Genomic DNA, 19,164 nt, shown 5'->3' with positions numbered 1-19,164 from the left:
GTAAATTGCGAAACCGGATCGCGCGCCCTTTTCCGGATCGCAGAATTATCATACGGCATCTATGTAAAATACATCACCATCTCAAAGTAAAGTGAAAGTAAAAACTTTGTGTAAACGGGAGAAATGTAAAATTATGAAGAAACGCACTTTATGAGTTCTATGGAAAATAAAAAATATTCATGTTACTATGAACAGCAGATACAATTTCGTTTTACGAAGGATAAAGAAAAGAACGATATGAATATCATCGGACATGTATATACAGATTTTCAGGAAAAATTTGGAATTCCCAGACAGAGCGGTCTGGTGGATGAACTGACCGGAACGGTCGTTTTTCTGCCGGAATACAGGCAGCCGGAAGCCTTCCGGGGGCTGGAGGATTTCTCCCACATCTGGATCCTGTGGGAATTCCATAAAGCCAAACGGGAGAACTGGAGTGCAACAGTAAAGCCGCCAAAACTTGGCGGCAATAAAAGAATGGGCGTATTCGCGACCAGATCGCCGTTCCGCCCAAATAATATAGGTCTGTCTTCTGTAAAATTGACAGGAATTGAATATACCGATGACTATGGTCCAATCCTGCATATCTCTGGTGTCGATCTGTTAAACGGTACTCCTGTATATGATATCAAACCTTATATTCCATACACAGACTGCCACCCGGATGCCACCAGTGGTTTTACCGAACACATTCATACGGAAAAGCTGGATGTCATCTTTCCGCCGGAGCTTCTTGCAATGATTCCGGAAGCCAAGCGTCCTGCCCTGATTGGCATTCTTGCAGAAGATCCGCGTCCCGGCTACCAGCACGATCCCGACCGCAGATATGGCGTCGCCTTCGCAGGCTTCGACGTGCGCTTCCACATCAACGGCAACGTCCTCACAGTGTGTGAGGTGGTGGCTGTACAGTGACATTTTCAGATGGGGCATACCTATCCGGAACATCGGCCTTAACGAATCACCGTAAGGTGAGGAGTTTAGTACCGCTACGTGATAACTGAGACCTTAGCGAGCTTTGCCGAGATTAGTTCGAAGTTATACAGAGTAGGATAGAACGAAAGTGTTCTGCGGAATAAATATATATATACAGGCATTAGTGATTATGCGAAGCGTACGACTCTAGTGCTCGTGTTCCGGTACAACGGCGAAGAATATGAGGTCTTCGGTGCCTTCATTTGACAGGCTGTGGGTTGCTCCCTGCGGACAATAATGGCAGTCGCCCGGATACAGCTTCTCTTTGGTGTCCTCATACTCCATCGTTCCGACACCGGAAAGTACATAAATAATTTCACTGTTTGTCTCATGTGTATGTGTTCCGATCGATGAACCAGGCACAAGTCTGCCCTTCATGATCTTGTTATTCATATCCTGAAACATATGCACATGGAATGTTCCTTCTCCCCCTTTAAAATTCTCGATCGCTGATTCTGCGATTGTATCAAACGATATCTTCATATGATTCCTCCTTATATGGTTCCTTATATTAACATCCGCACACTCTTTATTCGATACTTTCAATCAATCTTCTGACTGCTTCTTCTATATGCTCCGGCATGATACCGGAATAATTAATGACCAGTGTATGATATCTGGCATTTTCGGTATTTCTATAATACTGGCTGAGAAATGAAATGTGAACGTCTCTTGCTTCGGCATTATTCCGCAGCCGATCGTCACTGTAATTCGTATCAATCTCCAACAGAAAATGCAGCCCTGAATTCTCTTCGCGAATACGAATCTTGTCCGGATTCATATATTTTTTAATGCAGGCAAGCACCAGATCCCGCTGTTCTCTGTAATAATTACGCATGCGGTTGATGTGTTTTTCCAGACAACCATCGGTGATAAATCTTGCAAGTGTATATTGCTCGATATTTGACACCGTACATGCATAAAAGCTGAGCATCTCATCATATCGCCGCATCAAACTCTCCGGGAGAACCATATAACTGATACGGATCGTAGAGGAAAGGCTCTTGGAAAATGTGTTGATATAGATGACCTTTTCGCCCACATCGATACTTTCAAGTGTAGGTACCGGCTTGCCAACCAGTCGAAATTCACTGTCATATTCATCTTCGATGATATAGCGGTTGTCCTTTCTTGATGCCCAAGATAACAATTCATATCTCCTGCTGACAGGTGTTACCAGTCCGGTCGGAAAATGATGCGCCGGCGAAATATGAAGTACATCTGCGCCAGATTCTTCCAGAGCCTCCATATTGATCCCATTTCCATCCATTGCCACAAATTTGCAGCATACATTCTGCGCCTGATAGATCCTTGATATCTTCTGATACCCCGGATCTTCGACCGCATAACATTTGTCATAGCCAAGCAGCTGAATGATAAGACCATAGAGATATTCTGTTCCGGCTCCTATGATGACCTGCTCCGGCTTCACATCCATACCACGGAACTGATACAGATAGCCTGCTACGGCGCTTCGCAGCTCATAGACACCCTTGGACGGTGATCGGGACATCAGCTCTTTGCTGTTTTCCGCCATCACTTCTTTTAAAAGCTTTGACCAGATGCTGAATGGAAACGCATCCTCTACCGTTGAGTTACTGGCAAAATCCGCAAAATATGTTTTCTTTTCTTTCGGCTTTTCAAATTGCTTCGCCGGTCGCTCCGGCAACGGCTTCATCAGATCTGCCGAAATGTCCGTAACATAATAACCGCTTTTCGGAATCGAATATATATATCCTTCGGCAACCAACTGACTGTATGCATTTTCCACGGTGATCGTGCTGACATTCAGATTTTTTGCAAGCAGACGCTTCGATGGCAAACGTTCCCCTGCTACAAGCTTCTTAGACAAAATATCTGTTTTGATCTGCTTGTACAGATATTCATATAACGTATCTGTTCCTCGATTTTCCAGTGCATATGTCAGCATAGCAAACCGCCCTTCACATTATTCCTGCCGGCATCACACCCCCTTTGCGATACCATAGTTATAAAATATTATATGTGGGAAGAAAGCATTATGCAAGTTTTTTACATTCTATAGATAGACAAAAACTCTATGGCATCCCGCCCTGTGCCTGTCCTTATAGAAATGCCGTGCTGCGTTTTCTACTCACTGCACATGTTAAATTCGTAAATACTCCTGTGCTAACTCGCCTTCGGCTCAAACAAGCACCCGTATTTACTAACAATGTGCAGTTCATAACGAAATCCTCGCAATGGCATTTCTATAAGGACAGGCGCAGGGCGGGATATCACATAGTTCTTATATATGAACAATAAAAAACGGTATTTATTAGCGTACAGTCAACCTGCTCAATAATAAATACCGTTATCTTATTGTTTGCTTTTACAGTCTTTATTTGATCATGTCTAAGAACATCTGATGAATACGGGTATCATCGGAAAGCTCCGGATGGAATGCCAGTGCGATCTGGTTCTGATATTTTACCGCTACAATGTGACCATCTACCTCGGCTAATACCTCAACACCCGGCTTTACACTCTCGATATATGGTGCACGGATAAATTCCATCGGATATACTCCAAGACCTTTGATCTCGCCATCATAATGAAAGCTTCCAAGCTGTCTGCCATATGCATTTCTCTTTACGCAGACCGGAAGGGTCGCAAAATGACGTTTATCATCATTGGACAGTTCTTCTGCAAGAAGGATCAGTCCCGCACAGGTTGCAAGAACCGGCATGCCCTGTTCGATCTTTTCTTTTAATACATCATACATATCAAGCTCTTTTAACAGCTTACCCTGAACAGTGCTTTCGCCACCCGGCAAAACGATACCGTCAAAATCCTGTTCCAGATCACTTTTCTGTCTGAGTTCTATTGTTTCTGCTCCAAGGCTCTCTAACATTTTCTCGTGTTCGATAAATGCGCCCTGAACCGCTAATACTGCTATCTTCATCGTGTCTGTTCATCCTTTCGCTTATGTCGATCATCCATCATTACGATATCCGCATCTATTTGTCTGTCTGATATTTTACTTACCACGCTCAGCCATAAGGAGTTCGATCTCGCTCTCATTGATACCAACCATAGCTTCACCAAGATCCTCTGATAATTCAGCGATCAGTTTTGCATCTGTGAAGTTTGTAACAGCCTTAACGATGGCATTTGCACGCTTCTCCGGATTTCCTGACTTGAAGATACCGGATCCAACGAATACGCCTTCAGCACCAAGCTGCATCATAAGAGCTGCGTCTGCCGGTGTAGCAACACCGCCTGCTGCGAAGTTTACAACCGGAAGGCGCTTGTGCTCATGTACATATAATACAAGGTCATATGGAACCTGAAGAACCTTTGCTGCATCATATAATTCATCTTCACGCATAGAAGAAATACGTGCGATCTCGCTGTTCATCATTCTCATATGTCTTACAGCCTGAACAACATCACCTGTACCGGGTTCACCCTTTGTACGGATCATGGATGCACCTTCATTGATTCTACGAAGTGCCTCGCCGAGATCCTTAGCACCACATACAAATGGTACTTTGAACTTTGTCTTGTCGATGTGATATACATCATCAGCAGGTGAAAGAACTTCACTCTCATCAATGTAATCGATCTCGATTGCTTCAAGAAGCTGAGCTTCTACAAAATGTCCGATACGGCACTTTGCCATAACAGGGATAGATACTGCATCCTGAATACCTTTGATCATCTTAGGATCACTCATTCTTGATACACCGCCTGCTGCTCTGATATCTGCCGGAATACGCTCCAGTGCCATAACTGCACATGCACCTGCTGCCTCGGCGATCTTTGCCTGCTCCGGTGTTGTTACATCCATGATAACGCCACCCTTTAACATCTGTGCCAATTCTTTGTTTAATTCATACTGTCTGTTTGCCATAATCGTAACTCCTTTTTTCATTTGATGTGTGTATTTATCTGTAACATATTCATCCTTGAATATCACTACTCAAAATCACGAACAGATTCACTACAAACCTGCTAGGATTTATTATAAAATTATCTGACCATATTGAAATATTCAATTTCAAACTTTTTCTTATATCCAAACTGACCATATCAATATGTCACATATGCAAATACCAGATATCAGATTATGTAAACTGACCTCTCGGACAGATCACCGTATTGTATAATAAACAAAATAGCAGGAAAATGTTGCGAAAACGCCTGCGTTTCGATGGTTTTGTGCCGGGATGGAGGACACAACGATTTTATCGTGTCCGAAATCCCGTGCATATAAAAACCAATCGAAGCAAAGTAAGTTTCGCATTTTTTCCTGCTATTTCTGTTTATATGAAATACAGTGATCATCCGGCTTCTAGCCAAGGCGCAGCATCGCGTCAATGCTCTTTCTGGCTTTCTGCATTGTCTCCTCTGTAAGGGTAATGCTCTCGCCCTCACCATTTACCACGCAGTTATAGACATCACCAAGTGTCGTCATCTTCATGTTGTGGCATACACAATCCTTAGACAATGCATAGAAACGCTTCCCTGGGTGTGCAAGCTGAAGGTGTGACACGATACTGTTCTCCGTACCGATGATGAATTCCTTTGCATCACTCTTTGCTGCATAATCCATAATTCCGGTTGTACTTCCGGCATAGTCTGCAAGCTCCGTTACTTCCTTTAAACATTCCGGATGTACCAGAAGTAATGCGTTTGGATGAGCTGCTTTTGCTTTCTCTACATCTTTTACGGTTACTCTGACATGTGTCGGACAGCCGCCCGACACCAGCTTAATATTCTTTTCCGGTACCTGCTTCTTTACCCATGAACCGAGATTACAGTCAGGAATAAATAAGATATCCTTTTCCGGCATATTCTTCACGATCTTTACTGCCGAAGAAGATGTAACACAGACATCACTCAACGTCTTTACTTCTGTTGTAGTATTCACATATGCTACAACTGTATAATCCGGATTCTTCTCACGAAGGGCAGCTAACAGATCATAGTCGATCTGGTCTGCCATCGGGCATCCGGCATCCGGCTCCGGCAGATATACTGTCTTTTCCGGTGATAACAGTTTTACAGTCTCTGCCATAAAACGCACACCACACATGATCATAGTCTTTTGAGGTGCTTCCGCTGCTCTCTGTGCAAGGCCAAAGGAATCTCCTACATAGTCAGCTACTTCCCAGATATCATGGCTCTGGTAGGCATGTGCAAGAATACAAATATCCTTTTCCTTCTTTATTCTCATTATTTCATCCTGCATCTCTTTTATATTCATGACAATTTTCTCCTTTGTCTGTTATGTTTTCATTTTTTGTTAAAGAATGCACAGTAAGTATACCGCATATTGAGAAAGATTACCATCTATTCTGTTAAATATGCATATCCACCAACATTCTGGCACGGTTATAAACATTCAACTTTGAAGAACCGGAATCTACATCAGCACTCACAATACGCCCTTCCGGAAGCTTTTGCTGAATGGAAGGATACAATCCCCTCCCACAGATATGATTTGGCATACATCCAAACGGTTGAACTGCCAATACCTTTTTGCAGTCATGCAGAATATGTCCTACCATCTCTGCACCGATCAGCCAGCCATCACCTGTTCTATATGTCCAGTTTACATAACCATCAGCCTCTTTTTTCATTATTTGAAATTCTTCCATCGAATAAAATCCATACTGCCGCATTGCTGCAATCATGGATCTCTGAAGACTTCCGAACAGTTTTAACCCAATACGATAAGCCACCTGTTCTATTTTGCTTACATCCGATAAATGCGAATCTATATAATACATCGCGTACCAGGATAATCCATTTGTATGGGATTCGCAATTATTCTTTTCGAGAAAACGGATCATATCCCAGTTTCCCAAATGACAATACTTTATATAAATCTCTCCGACGATCCCTATTCGTTGCTTTCTCGGCTTCACCAGTTCAATTTTTGAAAAATCCGCCGCAATCCTTATAAAATTCTGTTTCATTCTTGAAATTGTCAGATGTTTTCCTTCCCGAAGATCATATGCAAGAATCCTGATCCATTTCTTCCATTTCCTTTGTGCCTCACCTTTATGCACTTCATTTGGTCTGACCTGATTTAGTAAAAGCATCAGAATATCACCATAAAACAATCCAAATAACGCACGCCAGACCATATCAGGTTCCAGCTTCATCTGCTCCCCCTTCTCCAATCCCTGAATGTTTAACGACAATACCTGAGCTTGCGGAAATCCTGCTTTCCGAACAGCCGCCTTTAACACATGCAGATAATTTGAACCACGACATGCATCTCCGGCAGTCGGCATTAATAATTTTGTACGGTTCAGATCATATTTCCCTGATTGAAGAGCTGCTATCATCTGTCCTGCATTTAAGATGATCGGATAACACATATCGTTATTGACATATTTTAATCCAATATCCGTTATATCCGTTTCATTTTTTAAAATCACCGGATGATAATTTTTTGAATAAAACGCATATTTTAACAATGGAAAATGTGCATCTAACATTGCTGGAATCAACAGGATACATTTCTCCCGATCCGCATTTTCTCTGATCTTATACATATCTCCCTATCCCTCATTTTCTAAAATGCAGATATATACTTTCTCACTATCTGCAATGCCTCATATACCTGATCTGAGAGTACCACATTTTGCCATACTTTTTCAATACAAACAACTTGAGAAAGCATTTAATTTATTGACTTTATGACCGCGATATGTCACAATTTGTATCAATGAAAAAAGAGCCATAATTCTATGGAAAAATATAAATCAGAAAGGTTGAAATATTATGAATAAAGCTCTTGTCTTATTGTTTTTATTTTTTATCGGAAGTCTGATCGGATGGGTGATTGAATTGTTCTTCCGCAGATTCTGTTCTCCAAATGGTCGAACAACAAAGAAATGGGTAAATCCCGGCTTTCTGGTCGGTCCTTACCTTCCGCTATATGGATCAGGACTATGCGTCTTGTATATGTTAGCATCTATTAACCTGTCATTTCTGGATGAACATCCAATCATTGAGAAGATTGTTTTATTTGTATTTATGGCGATCGCTATGACCGTGATCGAATACATCACCGGATTGATCTTCATTAAGGGAATGAATGTAAAACTCTGGGACTACACAGAACGATGGGGCAATATTCAGGGAATCATCTGTCCACTGTTTTCATTCTTCTGGGCAGTTCTCGGCGCGATCTACTACCTGCTGATCCATCCACATGTTTTATCAGCACTTGACTGGTTATCCAGAAATCTTGCATTTTCATTCTTTATCGGATTCTTCTACGGCGTGTTCCTGATTGATATCGTTTACTCCTTCAACCTGATCGTCAAGATCCGTCAGTTGGCTACTGAATACGAGATCGTCGTTAAAATCGATGAACTCAAACAGCATCTGTTAGAGGAAGCTGAGCTCCGCAAGGAAAAATCTCATTTCTTCCTTGCTATGAAAAATGCACGACCGCTCCGTGAGATATTTGAGGATTCGTTAGAGAAATATTCTATTAAGAAGATTCTGAAAGAAAAGAAGAAGAAATAATATATTGATTTTATCTAAAAAATATGCGCGCTGGCTTATCACTATATCTTTATTGCGCAGAACACTCTCGTTCTATTTTCACGTAGCGGTACTAAACTCGTCACCTATTGGTGACTCGTTAAGGACCGACGTTCAAATAGGTCTGCTCCATAAAATATAGTGATAAGCTGGCGCGCATATTTTTAATGCTACTAAAATTGTTTTATGCTTCTTTCTTCTCCCCCACAGGAATCTGTGCGAAGATAATTGCAATAAAGATCAACAGGCAGCCAAGGAGCTGGCGGGCGGTCAACACCTCACCAAGGATCACCCATCCGGCAAGTACTGAAAATACAGATTCCAGACTCATGATCATAGATGCCAGCGTCGGATTCAGTCCATTCTGTGCAATAATCTGCAAGGTATAAGCAACACCGCTCGACATCACACCGGCATACAGAATTGCAACCCATGCATCCCATGACTGTAACTGTGAAAGCCATGCTGCTATTCCTGCTGCCGAATGTCCCATCTCTGAAAAGAACATCGGAAACGCACTGAATGCCCCGGCAACCAGGAACTGGATACAGGACATCCGTACACCATCAACCAATGGTGAAAAATGATCGATCACCAGAATATGTATAGCAAACAAAAATGCACAGAGCAATACAAAGAGATCACTGTTCTGAAATGATAGCGGCCCCGCTGTCATACATAAAAGATAAAGTCCTACAATCGTGATCACCATTCCAAGCCAGATATTCCAACCACATTTTTTCTTTAAAAACAAACCAAGAATCGGAACCAGCAGAATATAGCAAGCCGTCAGAAAACCGGCCTTGCCTGCCGGAGTGCCATAATACAGACCAAGCTGCTGTGCAGAGCTTGCAAAGAACAATGCCATTCCGCAGCACAGTCCACCGATCCATAACTTTCTCCGTTCTGCGGCTGTCTTTGGCTTTTTATTATTTGGATTAATTTTATCAAGTAACCTGATTACCGGAAGCAATACTACACTTCCAACCAGACTTCGTATACAATTAAAAGAAAATGGTCCCAGTGCCTGTCCGCCTTTACTCTGTGCCACAAAGGCGGTTCCCCAGATAAATGCCGTAAGAACTAACAGGAGTGAATTTCTGATTTGTCTGCTTTTCATTTGTATTTTCTCTTCCTATCTTGTTTATTGTCAAATAGTTACATTATTCCTTTGAATCATTTTCTGTACAGATATTTTTCCTGTCATATGCATCCAGAAAATGATGCTTCTCTCCGTGCTGCTTCCATGCAACAACCGTGTCCAGATTTACATTTTCCACACTCTTGAAAATATTCCCTTCCACATAAGGATTTACCTGCTTCAAAGTCTGAATCAGTTCCTTGATCTCAACACGTTTCGAACGATTCTCGTTATTACAAGTCGTACAGGTGTCCGTGAATTTACATGCACACTGGATAAAATGCAGACCATTATAATCCCTCCATGCCTTGATATCATCCTCACGCACCAGATATAACGGTCGGATCAGTTCCATCCCTTCAAAATTCGTGCTGTGAAGCTTCGGCATCATCGTCTGTACCTGTGCACCATACAGCATACCCATCAATATGGTTTCAATTACATCATCATAGTGATGACCAAGTGCAATCTTATTACAGCCAAGCTCCTGTGCAAAATGATACAGATGTCCTCGTCTCATTCGTGCACACAGATAACATGGCGACTTCTCAACCGTAAATACAGATTCAAATATATCCGATTCAAATATCGTGATCGGAATATTCAGACTTTTTGCATTTTCTTCTATAACCTTCCGGTTCGCCTCACTGTAACCGGGATCCATAACCAGAAACTTAACTTCAAATTCAAATTTGTTATGCAGCTTCAATTCCTGAAAACATTTCGCCATCAGCATAGAATCCTTACCACCGGAAATGCAGACCGCGATCTTATCTCCCGGCTTCACCAGCTCATATGTGTTGATCGCCTTGGTGAACTTTGACCAAATGCTTTTCTTGAATTTCTTACGCAGGCTCAGCTCAACATCCTTCGCCTTGTTCTGCTCCTCCGGTTTGCTCATAACATCTAACAGCCATGCAGCATAACCGCCTTCCAGACTCTCTGCCTGATATCCTTTTTCTTTCAAATGCTCCGCTACGTCGATGCTGACTACGCCTCTCGCACAGAAAATAACAAGCAGCTTGTCCTTATCCACCTCGCTGCTTGTCTCTATTTCTTCCGCAGGAACCGCAATCGCATCCGGCACTGCCCCATGAGAAATCTCAATGGCATCCCGGATATCGATCAACCGATAACTGTCTTTATCTCGATTCTTTAATTCCGCTATTGTAATGCTCATATGCACGCTGCCTTTCTTCCTAGTGCACCAATAATCTTTCATATATATTTAACCTACACTAAAATACCAAGCAATTATATGACCTAAAAAGTTACTTTGTCAATGCAATTATGGAAAACAGCTACTCTTGAAGAATATAAACGAAAACAGCTCTGTTTTAGATAGTCAATATATTCTCCTGTTTCAGCGTCAATTACCAGCAGCGAATCAGGAAAATAAAAATAATCATATGTATAACAGATATCCAAATCCTCATAATACGCCACGAGCCAAACAGGTTTGTACTCAAACGTCCCTAATTTTTCCCCCTCCACAAGCATATAATCAAGCTCCATAAAATTAAATGCCGCTGGTTTATCAATTCCTGGATATGCTGCATAAAATGCCTCATATTGTTCTGCGAATTTCGGTTCTATATCTTCAAAATCCATTAATGTTACTGCTTTTTCTCCTGCCTGCACCCCTGCAATATAAAGTTCCGCATTCATCACACCATTATCGTCAACACAAACAGTAAATAATTCAGATGTGCAGAACGGATATGGCGCAAACAACTCCGTTTCAGCTATATATGCCCCTCTATTGCCTGCAGCTCTGGTAAACTGAAAACAATAGCCATTAAAATCAATTGGTCTTGCACTTTCAAACGTACTATAACCAAGCGGTCCTTCTTCTAAAATCTCTACATCCGTAATTCCACATGCTTCCAAAAACAACAAGGCTTCATCACGCGCACAATCCATATCTTTTGCACATCTGTTTTCCACTGTATTCTCTAAGTCAACAATACATTCTGTTACATCTCCCAGATGATTTTCCAATGTGATCGTATCATCCGTCTTCATTCCGTAATATGTATATAAACCCGCAGTTCCCAGATAATTCTCCAGTGTAATTCCTGTAATACAATCATTTTCTTCTTTAAATGTCAAAAGGAATAAATTATCTCCGATATATCCAACATATTTCTGTCCCTCATAATTCTGTATCAATGCTCGTTTATCTGATGCACCTGCCTCACAGGCAATAATATTTTCTATTTCTTGATCGCAGGAAACTGCCTGTGATGTTTGTCCCTGATCCAAATAATATTCTCGAATTTTCTCCTGATATATATGTATGGTTTCCAGATCCTCTCTGCACAGATTCTTATAATCATTTTCCAAACGGTTCTCAAAAATTCCTTTCTCTTCCTCAAACACAGCTTCAACAATCTCCTGTTTTTGTTTTGCAGCATTCGGAATCTGCTTATATTCATATATTCTAAAATCAGAATCTGGTATATATTCAACACCCTCTATCGCAAGCTTAACTGTATTCTTATTTACTTTCCATTCTTCCATATAACTATCCGGAATATGCAAACTATTTGCCGCATCCCCTACATATGATATATTCTTCTCTTTTGCACTTTCACAAGCAGTTAATCCCCCAAAGCACAATAATATAGATATCATAAGCGTGACTTTCCCCAAATTATTTCTCACTTTGCTTCCTCCAATATTTGTCCATCTGCAAGACGTATCACACGATCCGCCCGACTTCCTATCTCTTGATCATGTGTTATCACAATCAATGTCTTTCCTCGTTTATTCAACATTTCTAACAACTCCATAATCGCGATTCCCATTTCATGATCTAATGCGCCTGTCGGTTCATCTGCAAGGATCAAATCTCCCCCTGCCACCATCAATCTTGCAATCGCACAACGCTGCTGTTCCCCACCTGAAATCCTGGTTACCTTTTTGTCTGCTAAATCCCTGATTCCTGTAAATTCTAACATTTCATTCACCAGTTTTTTTCTTTCCCTACCGGAATATCTGCCTGCCAGTAATGGCAGTTCTACATTTTCAAATACCGTATAAGATTTCATTAAGGCATAATTCTGAAATACAAATCCCACATGTTTACGACGAAATTCGTGAAGCTTATCTCCTTTCATCTCATGAACAGCAATATCATTATAATAGTATTCACCGCTTGTCAGATAATCCATAGTCCCAATAATATTTAATAATGTACTTTTCCCTGATCCGGATTGTCCCATGATCGATATGTATTCCCCATCCTGGACATCCAGTGATACATCCTTAAGCGCCGGAAGCTCCCGATGCTCATATATTTTTGTAACATTTCGAAGTTTTATCATCACTATTCTCCTTCTTTTCCTAACAAATCAATCGGTGAACACTTATAAATCATAAATACCGGGCAAATTGTTGATAATGCAACAAATAGTATGCTTATCTCTCCAAGGATAGGAACCACTCGCTTCCAGTATATACTTCTGTAAGAAAATACCATTAACTGATCAGGCTCTATTATATGAATAAACAACCACCATACAAGAAATAATGAACAGCCATAGGCTAGAAGAAACTTAAGAATATTCTCCCATAGGATCATCCAGGTTATATTTTTCATTGAAAATCCCGCCGTCAGCATAATTCCATACTCTCTTCGTCTCCGCAAAAAATCAAGTATCTGTATACATAAAAGTACAATACAAAATGTGAGTCCCACCAGAATTAACATCTGAATAATATTATAATTAATCTTCCGACTCATTTCTTCTCCATTTTCTATTGCTTTACCAATATCAATCACTTTTATATCTTTATATCCAGCCTTTGCCAGCTTTTGCATAAGACTTCTCTTTATCTTTACATAAGAGTGTCCTTGTTTTATAGAAAAATAGAAATCCGAATTATTACAAAATATCTCTCCCGGGCAGGCTAACACTTCATAATCCAACGGAATTGTTCCTGTAACATCTGAAAAATCCAGCATTTCCATTTGTGAAACTGGAAAACTTTGTCCCTTTTCTAATATCCCGGCAACTACATATGTATATGACTGACCTCCCACTTCGCCAATATATTTTGTTCCAACTTCTATCTTGTCCTTATATGCAGATCCCAGATATAAATACATGCCATCTTCCATCGGTTTTAATTCTTCGATTAGGATTCCTTCGTCTAATTTCATCTTCCATATATTCTGAATGGTTGCATCTATTTCAATATAATATAAGCCATCTTTTCCATCTTCATCATCGATTGCCTGAAAACTATGGCCTGTCTGAATATTTTTCAATTTCTCCAATGCCGGATCGGTATTTATATATCCTGTTTGCCACGCACAGGTTACAGCTTCCACTCCATCCACTGATTTTATTATATCCATTGCCGGGTCAGACTGTAATTCACTATCCAGTTCATCCAAAAAACGGATTTCACACAAGGTATCTATATTCCTGATTCCTGACTCTTGCAAAGAATGTCTGATATTGGTTGACATACTATAAACACTGATCAGCACAGCAATCAAAAGCAATAACACCATTGCCAACACAATATTACCACCCAGTTGTAAAACATGAGACATAACATTATCTGCTGCTAAACGTATTATATTTCGTTTTCTCATACTTAATCCCTAACCTCCTTTGCAGGCACCAGCTGTCTTAACAGCTTGCAGATTGGAAAAAGTAATACCAGCAACAAAATACCAATCATAAATATAAAATACCACAAAATATATGTATTCCAGACAAACGTCATCTTCTTTTTCATTGCAAGACAATAGAAAATCTGTAAACATCCTGCAACAATAATAGAAATTCCCATTAATATCCCGATTCGTACCAACTGCCACTCTATGATTCGTCTATCTGTTATTCCAACTGTTTTCATAATTGCAAAATCTCTTTTCTGTCGTGCATACCATACTCTTGCAATCATTATGCAATTTATAATACCCACTATGTACAGTAATATCAGAATAGCTGCTTTTAATTTATAAACGATATACACATCTGTCTGACTCTCATAATGATCCAGCAGCTGTGCATAATAATTATCTGATTGTCCAAATATCTCTATCAATTCATCAGCCTGCTCTGCAACCGGAACACTCTTATCCATAAGCTGGATTGTCATTCCCGGATAAGAAGATGAAGTATAGGTCATTCCATCGGCTATCCGGTTCAAAAATACATCTGATTCCGATGTCCAGTTTTCTAACGAGCCAAACGCAATAATCATTTTATCTGAATCATTTCCAAATGATTCCAGATACCCAGTCACCTGACAATCAATTCCATCTAATGACAAGCATTCCGTTCCATCTTTTGAAACTGTTACTGAATCCTTCCATCCATGTCCTACTACAAGATAAATGTTATCCGAATTCCATTCCTCCATTGTTGGATATCTGCCACTTTCAAGCAATCTGTTCCAGTTTCCATGATATGCCACTGCAATCTGCACTTCATCCGCATCTTCCTCACAACTGCCAATCGAAAACTCATCTCCTCTGATTACAGCATCACAACTAACATCGCTTATACGCTCCAGAATTGCTTTTGTACTCCGAACCGCCATCTCCTGTATTTGTCGATATTCTTCTATATCATTCAATTTATATTCCGTTGCTCCTGTGGTAGAGTAGATATTAATATAAGCGTTATACTTTGAAATACCATCCTGACTTTCATATTTTTGAATCCAATTACTCATAATCTGATATCCATTCAAAATTGTACTCAAGGACAGACTCATACCTACTAAAAAAAGTATAAATGTCAGCTTATCTTTTGTAATTTTATACATATCATCTTCTCCTGTAATCTGTGTTTCATTCATATCACTATAAAACAAAAACAAGCAACTTGTCCTTATCCACCTCGCTGCTTGTCTCTATGTCTTCTGCCGAAACCATGACCGCATCCGGCACTGCCCCATGAGAGATCTCAATGGCATCCCGAATATCGATCAACTGGTAACTGTCTTTATTTCGATTCTTTAATTCCGCTATTGTAATGCTCATATGCACGCTGCCTTTCTTCTTTGCACAAATCTTTTACCACTTCACCTGCAATGATCAGTCCTGCAACCGACGGAACAAATGCCACACTGCCCGGAATATCTCTCCGCTCTGTGCATTTATGCTGTGCTCCCGGAGGGCAGATGCAATTTGTTCTGCAGCTGATCGACATATCCTCAAGTGGTCTTACCGGCTGTTCTTCCGAATATACAACCTTTAACTTTTTCACGCCACGCTTCTTAAGTTCCCGACGCATAACCTTTGCAAGCGGACATACCCTTGTTTTATAAATATCTGCTACCTGAAACATACTGCCATCCAGCTTGTTTCCTGCACCCATACTGCTGATGATCGGCACTCCTTTTTTCTGTGACTGGAGCACCAGCTCAATCTTAGCCGTAACCGTATCTACCGCATCTACAACATAATCATAAGAGTCAAATGGGAATTCATCTGCATTTTCCGGCAGGAAAAAGCATTTGTGCATCTCGACCTTAGCATCCGGATTTATGTCCAGAATCCGTTCTTTCATAACATCTGTTTTATATTTCCCCACAGACTTTCTGGTGGCAATAATCTGGCGGTTCAGGTTTGTCAGGCATACCTTATCATCGTCGATCAGATCAAAGGAACCGACACCGCTCCGTGCCAGAGCTTCGCACACATAACCGCCAACGCCTCCAACGCCGAATACCGCTACTTTTGAATTTGCCAATTTGTCCATTGCTTCTTTACCAAGCAATAATTCTGTCCGGGAAAACTGTGTTAACATGTCTATCTCTCCTAAATAACCTACTAAAACGCTAGGCAAAATTATAGGGCCTGAAAAGGTTCTTTGTCAATGATTTTCTGGCAAAAAGGACCGGTATTATACCACGTCATATAATACCGATCCTGCTTACATTAACTATTTTCTAATTATTTAATCTTCCACGTCTTTACGTATCCGACGGATTTCTTTTTCAGCTGTTTCTTTAAAGCTGTCTTTGCTTTCTTTGTGCCTTTCACAGTAATGGTTGCTTTCTTATTTATGCCCTTGAATGCACTCTTACGGATGGTTGTAAGATTTCCTGCTGTGACTGTGATCTTTTTCAGATTCTTGCAACCGGCGAATGCTTCATTGCCAATCTTCGTTATACCCCTTCCGATCGTGATATTTGTCAGATTTTTGTTACCCTTGAATGCTTGGCTCGCAACCGCTGTTACTTTATAGGTAACACCACCCACCTTTACAGTAGATGGTATGGTAAGTTTTTTCGCTTTCTTGTTTGTGATCTTCATAACAGCAACAGTTGGATTCTTCTTTGAAGATGAAGTTACCTTTACTTTAATCTTCTTAGAAGGAACTGTAAGAATTGTACCTTTCTTAGCAGGCTTTGGCATTAATTTAACTGGTATATTATTCTCCTTTGCATATTTATATGCTACGGAATTTTTATTGCAAATAACTGTAGTATTTTGGTTAAAAACTGTCCACCAATATCCACTCTCATTCTCACCCTTTTTAAATACGTCAATTTCAATAACACTATCTGGTATAACAACCGATTTTAATTTCGGACAGCTAAAAAAAACTCCCTTACCGATACTTGTTACACTATCCGGTATCGTTATGCTGGTTAAATTGCTGCACATAGCAAATGTTTTACTGGAGATTCTTGTTATCCCCTCCGGCAATACTACTTTTTTAATTTATCACATGAAAAAAAAGCCTCGCATCCTATACTTCTTACATTTTCAGGTATGGTGATACTCGTTAGATCAGTAGTTGCAAATCCATAGCTTCCTATACACGTTAAGCTATTTGGTAACGTTATACTGGTCAGATTTAAGCAAAGATCAAATGCAAAATCTCCTATACTTGTTACTCCCTCCAGTATTGTTATGCTGGTTAAACTGCTACAATTCCAAAATGCAGAATCTCCTATACTTATTACCTCTGTCCCATTAATCTTATCCGGGATTACAACCTTTTTCTTATCACCTTTATACTTGGTAATAGTAATTCCATCCTTAGCTTCTTCATATGTAAAATCACCATATGTCTTTGACTCTTCCGCCTGTGCTGTCATACCGCCCCCACCACACAGCAACACACATAAAATCAATCCCAAGCCCGCATAGATCAGGCTTCTTATCTTCTTTTGCATCATTTTCATTCATCTCTCCTTTTCTCTTATGCTCCTTGTTTTTATAAGTTACATTGCTTTTTCCCATTTTTAGAAACAGTGCTAGGTACAATTAAACACAATTTTATCTGTATCTGACACTTTTTGTTTGATGTCTCTAAAAAAGCATAAACATTATAAAAAAAAAATAACTGTCAATAGTTCACAAAATATTTCTTAATTATTTAAATTTCGACAAAAAAATCCAGATACAACATCTCTGCCATATCCGGACTTCTACTAAAATATACATGTTATCTGTTCTGCTTATGTCTTTATCCTATGATTGCCTTGATTTCATCTTCACTCATTTCGGTTACATCCATGATCTGCTCTAAGGAATAGCCTTTCTTATGCATTTTCAGGATAATCTCCGATTTTCCTCGTGCTTCGCCTATTATTTCACCTTTGACTATGCCCGCGGCTTCGCCCTTTACATATCCCATCTCTTCTACGCCTTCACTCAGATTACACATGACTTTCACCTCATCTCTAATACCATTTCTGTCTACCGGTATGTCATACTCCTGTTTCATAAGCTTCAATTTTTGTTCTGCCGTCATTGTCTGCGACAATAATGTTCCAAGTAATCGATGCAGTTCATATTGTTCTTTCTTTGGTGGAATCTCCTTTGCCAGACCGATCATCACGATGTTAGGGATATCCAGATTTCCCTTCCAGTCCTGATCACCAAGTAAATCATCTTTTACCATATGGATATGACTCAGACTGTTCTCTTTCATATTCATACAGATCCAGATGGAATACACCTGTTTGATCTCGTTGTAATCAGAACCGGTAAATTCCCGCTCTTTCTGGGATGACACCAGTCTTGCCGTATAGAAGATTGCCCGATTTAAGATATGATACTTTGTCGGTTCATTCTTCTGTGCTTCCAGATTGATGATCACCTTTGCCAATCCATCCCGCATCCGTACATAGAAGATAATATCAAAATATATCTTTCCTTCATCAATCTCAGAATTCTCAGTATTCAACCCGACAATCCGTTCACCGGTTCTGGCATCCACCATATCTTTGTTCGTTAGTCCGGGTTCAACCGGAATCTGGCTGATATACGGTTCACCTTCGATCAATGAGGCAACCGTATCTGCATCCATACCTTTAAATTCTTCTACTACCCTGATCAGTATATGCGCCAGTATGATCTTCTGTCCAAGCAGACGCTTGGCACTGGCATCATACTGTGCTTTCTGATCAGTAGCCTTGGAGGAATATACAATTTCGTTATCCATGTCCCATCTCCTTTCCCGACAGAACAGAATAACATGCATATTTTAGCTTTGTATATTGCCTCCGTCTCTCCAAGTTTGATTGTAATGGAT

19 protein-coding genes are annotated in these 19,164 nt (G+C 40.3%); 2 read left to right on the top strand and 17 right to left on the bottom strand.

The window, feature by feature from the left end; all coding sequences use genetic code 11:
* Positions 1-150 precede the first annotated feature (150 nt).
* On the top strand, positions 151-912 hold the full coding sequence (tsaA, locus tag DXA07_RS09695) for a tRNA (N6-threonylcarbamoyladenosine(37)-N6)-methyltransferase TrmO (RefSeq protein WP_348980812.1): 762 nt from the start codon (positions 151-153) through the stop codon (positions 910-912).
* A 207-nt stretch (positions 913-1,119) separates the two neighbouring features.
* Here tsaA and DXA07_RS09690 read toward each other — a convergent pair whose 3' ends face one another.
* From DXA07_RS09690 to DXA07_RS09665, 6 genes are all read right to left on the bottom strand, one after another.
* A complete protein-coding gene (locus DXA07_RS09690) occupies positions 1,120-1,455 on the bottom strand; it encodes a cupin domain-containing protein (RefSeq protein WP_117785647.1) in 336 nt (111 codons plus the stop codon).
* Positions 1,456-1,501: 46 nt separating this feature from the next.
* The gene (locus DXA07_RS09685; RefSeq protein ID WP_117785646.1) at positions 1,502-2,902 is read right to left on the bottom strand and encodes a PLP-dependent aminotransferase family protein; all 1,401 of its coding nucleotides are present in this window, start codon (positions 2,900-2,902) and stop codon (positions 1,502-1,504) included.
* Between the two features lie 429 nt (positions 2,903-3,331).
* Entirely contained in the window at positions 3,332-3,895 is a 564-nt protein-coding gene (gene pdxT / locus DXA07_RS09680) for a pyridoxal 5'-phosphate synthase glutaminase subunit PdxT (protein ID WP_021944998.1), read from the bottom strand.
* A 75-nt stretch (positions 3,896-3,970) separates the two neighbouring features.
* The gene (pdxS, locus tag DXA07_RS09675) at positions 3,971-4,846 is read right to left on the bottom strand and encodes a pyridoxal 5'-phosphate synthase lyase subunit PdxS (protein WP_021944999.1); all 876 of its coding nucleotides are present in this window, start codon (positions 4,844-4,846) and stop codon (positions 3,971-3,973) included.
* Positions 4,847-5,287: 441 nt separating this feature from the next.
* Entirely contained in the window at positions 5,288-6,202 is a 915-nt protein-coding gene (nadA, locus tag DXA07_RS09670) for a quinolinate synthase NadA (protein WP_118484421.1), read from the bottom strand.
* 94 nt (positions 6,203-6,296) lie between these two features.
* Positions 6,297-7,502, bottom strand: coding sequence for a 2-hydroxyacyl-CoA dehydratase (locus DXA07_RS09665; protein WP_118484419.1), 1,206 nt, complete (start codon positions 7,500-7,502; stop codon positions 6,297-6,299).
* A 229-nt stretch (positions 7,503-7,731) separates the two neighbouring features.
* Between DXA07_RS09665 and DXA07_RS09660 the strand changes: the two genes are divergently transcribed.
* Positions 7,732-8,484, top strand: a complete 753-nt coding sequence (locus tag DXA07_RS09660) for a putative ABC transporter permease (protein WP_118484417.1) — start codon at positions 7,732-7,734, stop codon at positions 8,482-8,484.
* A 202-nt stretch (positions 8,485-8,686) separates the two neighbouring features.
* Here DXA07_RS09660 and DXA07_RS09655 read toward each other — a convergent pair whose 3' ends face one another.
* The 11 genes from DXA07_RS09655 to DXA07_RS09610 form a co-directional block, all read right to left on the bottom strand.
* A complete protein-coding gene (locus DXA07_RS09655) occupies positions 8,687-9,622 on the bottom strand; it encodes a DMT family transporter (protein WP_118484415.1) in 936 nt (311 codons plus the stop codon).
* Positions 9,623-9,665: 43 nt separating this feature from the next.
* Entirely contained in the window at positions 9,666-10,823 is a 1,158-nt protein-coding gene (locus DXA07_RS09650) for an ATP-binding protein (protein WP_117807435.1), read from the bottom strand.
* An 83-nt stretch (positions 10,824-10,906) separates the two neighbouring features.
* On the bottom strand, positions 10,907-12,310 hold the full coding sequence (locus tag DXA07_RS09645) for a hypothetical protein (protein ID WP_117807147.1): 1,404 nt from the start codon (positions 12,308-12,310) through the stop codon (positions 10,907-10,909).
* Positions 12,307-12,972 (bottom strand): ABC transporter ATP-binding protein, encoded by a 666-nt coding sequence (locus tag DXA07_RS09640; protein WP_173783785.1) that lies wholly within the window; start codon positions 12,970-12,972, stop codon positions 12,307-12,309. Before DXA07_RS09640 ends, DXA07_RS09645 begins: the two co-directional genes overlap by 4 nt.
* A gap of 2 nt (positions 12,973-12,974) precedes the next feature.
* Positions 12,975-14,252, bottom strand: coding sequence for an ABC transporter permease (locus DXA07_RS09635; RefSeq protein ID WP_117807146.1), 1,278 nt, complete (start codon positions 14,250-14,252; stop codon positions 12,975-12,977).
* A 2-nt stretch (positions 14,253-14,254) separates the two neighbouring features.
* Complete coding sequence (locus DXA07_RS09630; protein ID WP_147340886.1) at positions 14,255-15,436, bottom strand: ABC transporter permease; 1,182 nt, start codon at positions 15,434-15,436, stop codon at positions 14,255-14,257.
* Between the two features lie 37 nt (positions 15,437-15,473).
* Positions 15,474-15,653 carry a hypothetical protein gene (locus tag DXA07_RS09625; RefSeq protein ID WP_181986466.1) on the bottom strand — a complete coding sequence of 60 codons (180 nt, stop codon included), beginning with the start codon at positions 15,651-15,653 and terminating at the stop codon, positions 15,474-15,476.
* Positions 15,616-16,422, bottom strand: a complete 807-nt coding sequence (locus tag DXA07_RS09620; RefSeq protein WP_117807144.1) for a tRNA threonylcarbamoyladenosine dehydratase — start codon at positions 16,420-16,422, stop codon at positions 15,616-15,618. The genes DXA07_RS09625 and DXA07_RS09620 overlap by 38 nt, the downstream gene beginning before the upstream one ends.
* A 146-nt stretch (positions 16,423-16,568) precedes the next feature.
* On the bottom strand, positions 16,569-17,285 hold the full coding sequence (locus DXA07_RS13540) for a leucine-rich repeat domain-containing protein (protein WP_242995967.1): 717 nt from the start codon (positions 17,283-17,285) through the stop codon (positions 16,569-16,571).
* 44 nt (positions 17,286-17,329) lie between these two features.
* Positions 17,330-17,809 carry a leucine-rich repeat domain-containing protein gene (locus DXA07_RS13535; RefSeq protein ID WP_242995965.1) on the bottom strand — a complete coding sequence of 160 codons (480 nt, stop codon included), beginning with the start codon at positions 17,807-17,809 and terminating at the stop codon, positions 17,330-17,332.
* Positions 17,810-18,093: 284 nt separating this feature from the next.
* Complete coding sequence (locus DXA07_RS09610) at positions 18,094-19,074, bottom strand: hypothetical protein (protein WP_118484411.1); 981 nt, start codon at positions 19,072-19,074, stop codon at positions 18,094-18,096.
* Positions 19,075-19,164: the final 90 nt, after the last annotated feature.

It is taken from the genome of Clostridium sp. AM54-37XD (assembly GCF_003478225.1).
Classification (GTDB): domain Bacteria; phylum Bacillota; class Clostridia; order Lachnospirales; family Lachnospiraceae; genus Coprococcus; species Coprococcus ammoniilyticus.
The sequence above is the reverse complement of the archived record's forward strand: the minus strand, read 5'-3'. Positions and strand labels throughout refer to the sequence as shown.

Excerpts from the sequence above, each read along its gene's own strand:
- DXA07_RS09630 (WP_147340886.1), bottom strand. The coding sequence starts at position 15,436 with ATGTATAAAATTACAAAAGATAAGCTGACATTTATACTTTTTTTAGTA.
- DXA07_RS09685 (WP_117785646.1), bottom strand. The coding sequence starts at position 2,902 with ATGCTGACATATGCACTGGAAAATCGAGGAACAGATACGTTATATGAA.
- DXA07_RS09640 (WP_173783785.1), bottom strand. The coding sequence starts at position 12,972 with ATGATAAAACTTCGAAATGTTACAAAAATATATGAGCATCGGGAGCTT.
- DXA07_RS09620 (WP_117807144.1), bottom strand. The coding sequence starts at position 16,422 with ATGTTAACACAGTTTTCCCGGACAGAATTATTGCTTGGTAAAGAAGCA.
- DXA07_RS09690 (WP_117785647.1), bottom strand. The coding sequence starts at position 1,455 with ATGAAGATATCGTTTGATACAATCGCAGAATCAGCGATCGAGAATTTT.
- DXA07_RS09660 (WP_118484417.1), top strand. The coding sequence starts at position 7,732 with ATGAATAAAGCTCTTGTCTTATTGTTTTTATTTTTTATCGGAAGTCTG.
- DXA07_RS09610 (WP_118484411.1), bottom strand. The coding sequence starts at position 19,074 with ATGGATAACGAAATTGTATATTCCTCCAAGGCTACTGATCAGAAAGCA.
- DXA07_RS09655 (WP_118484415.1), bottom strand. The coding sequence starts at position 9,622 with ATGAAAAGCAGACAAATCAGAAATTCACTCCTGTTAGTTCTTACGGCA.
- pdxT (WP_021944998.1), bottom strand. The coding sequence starts at position 3,895 with ATGAAGATAGCAGTATTAGCGGTTCAGGGCGCATTTATCGAACACGAG.
- pdxS (WP_021944999.1), bottom strand. The coding sequence starts at position 4,846 with ATGGCAAACAGACAGTATGAATTAAACAAAGAATTGGCACAGATGTTA.
- DXA07_RS09635 (WP_117807146.1), bottom strand. The coding sequence starts at position 14,252 with ATGAGAAAACGAAATATAATACGTTTAGCAGCAGATAATGTTATGTCT.
- DXA07_RS13535 (WP_242995965.1), bottom strand. The coding sequence starts at position 17,809 with ATGAAAATGATGCAAAAGAAGATAAGAAGCCTGATCTATGCGGGCTTG.
- tsaA (WP_348980812.1), top strand. The coding sequence starts at position 151 with ATGAGTTCTATGGAAAATAAAAAATATTCATGTTACTATGAACAGCAG.
- DXA07_RS09650 (WP_117807435.1), bottom strand. The coding sequence starts at position 10,823 with ATGAGCATTACAATAGCGGAATTAAAGAATCGAGATAAAGACAGTTAT.
- DXA07_RS09625 (WP_181986466.1), bottom strand. The coding sequence starts at position 15,653 with ATGAGCATTACAATAGCGGAATTAAAGAATCGAAATAAAGACAGTTAC.
- DXA07_RS13540 (WP_242995967.1), bottom strand. The coding sequence starts at position 17,285 with ATGTGCAGCAATTTAACCAGCATAACGATACCGGATAGTGTAACAAGT.
- DXA07_RS09665 (WP_118484419.1), bottom strand. The coding sequence starts at position 7,502 with ATGTATAAGATCAGAGAAAATGCGGATCGGGAGAAATGTATCCTGTTG.
- nadA (WP_118484421.1), bottom strand. The coding sequence starts at position 6,202 with ATGAATATAAAAGAGATGCAGGATGAAATAATGAGAATAAAGAAGGAA.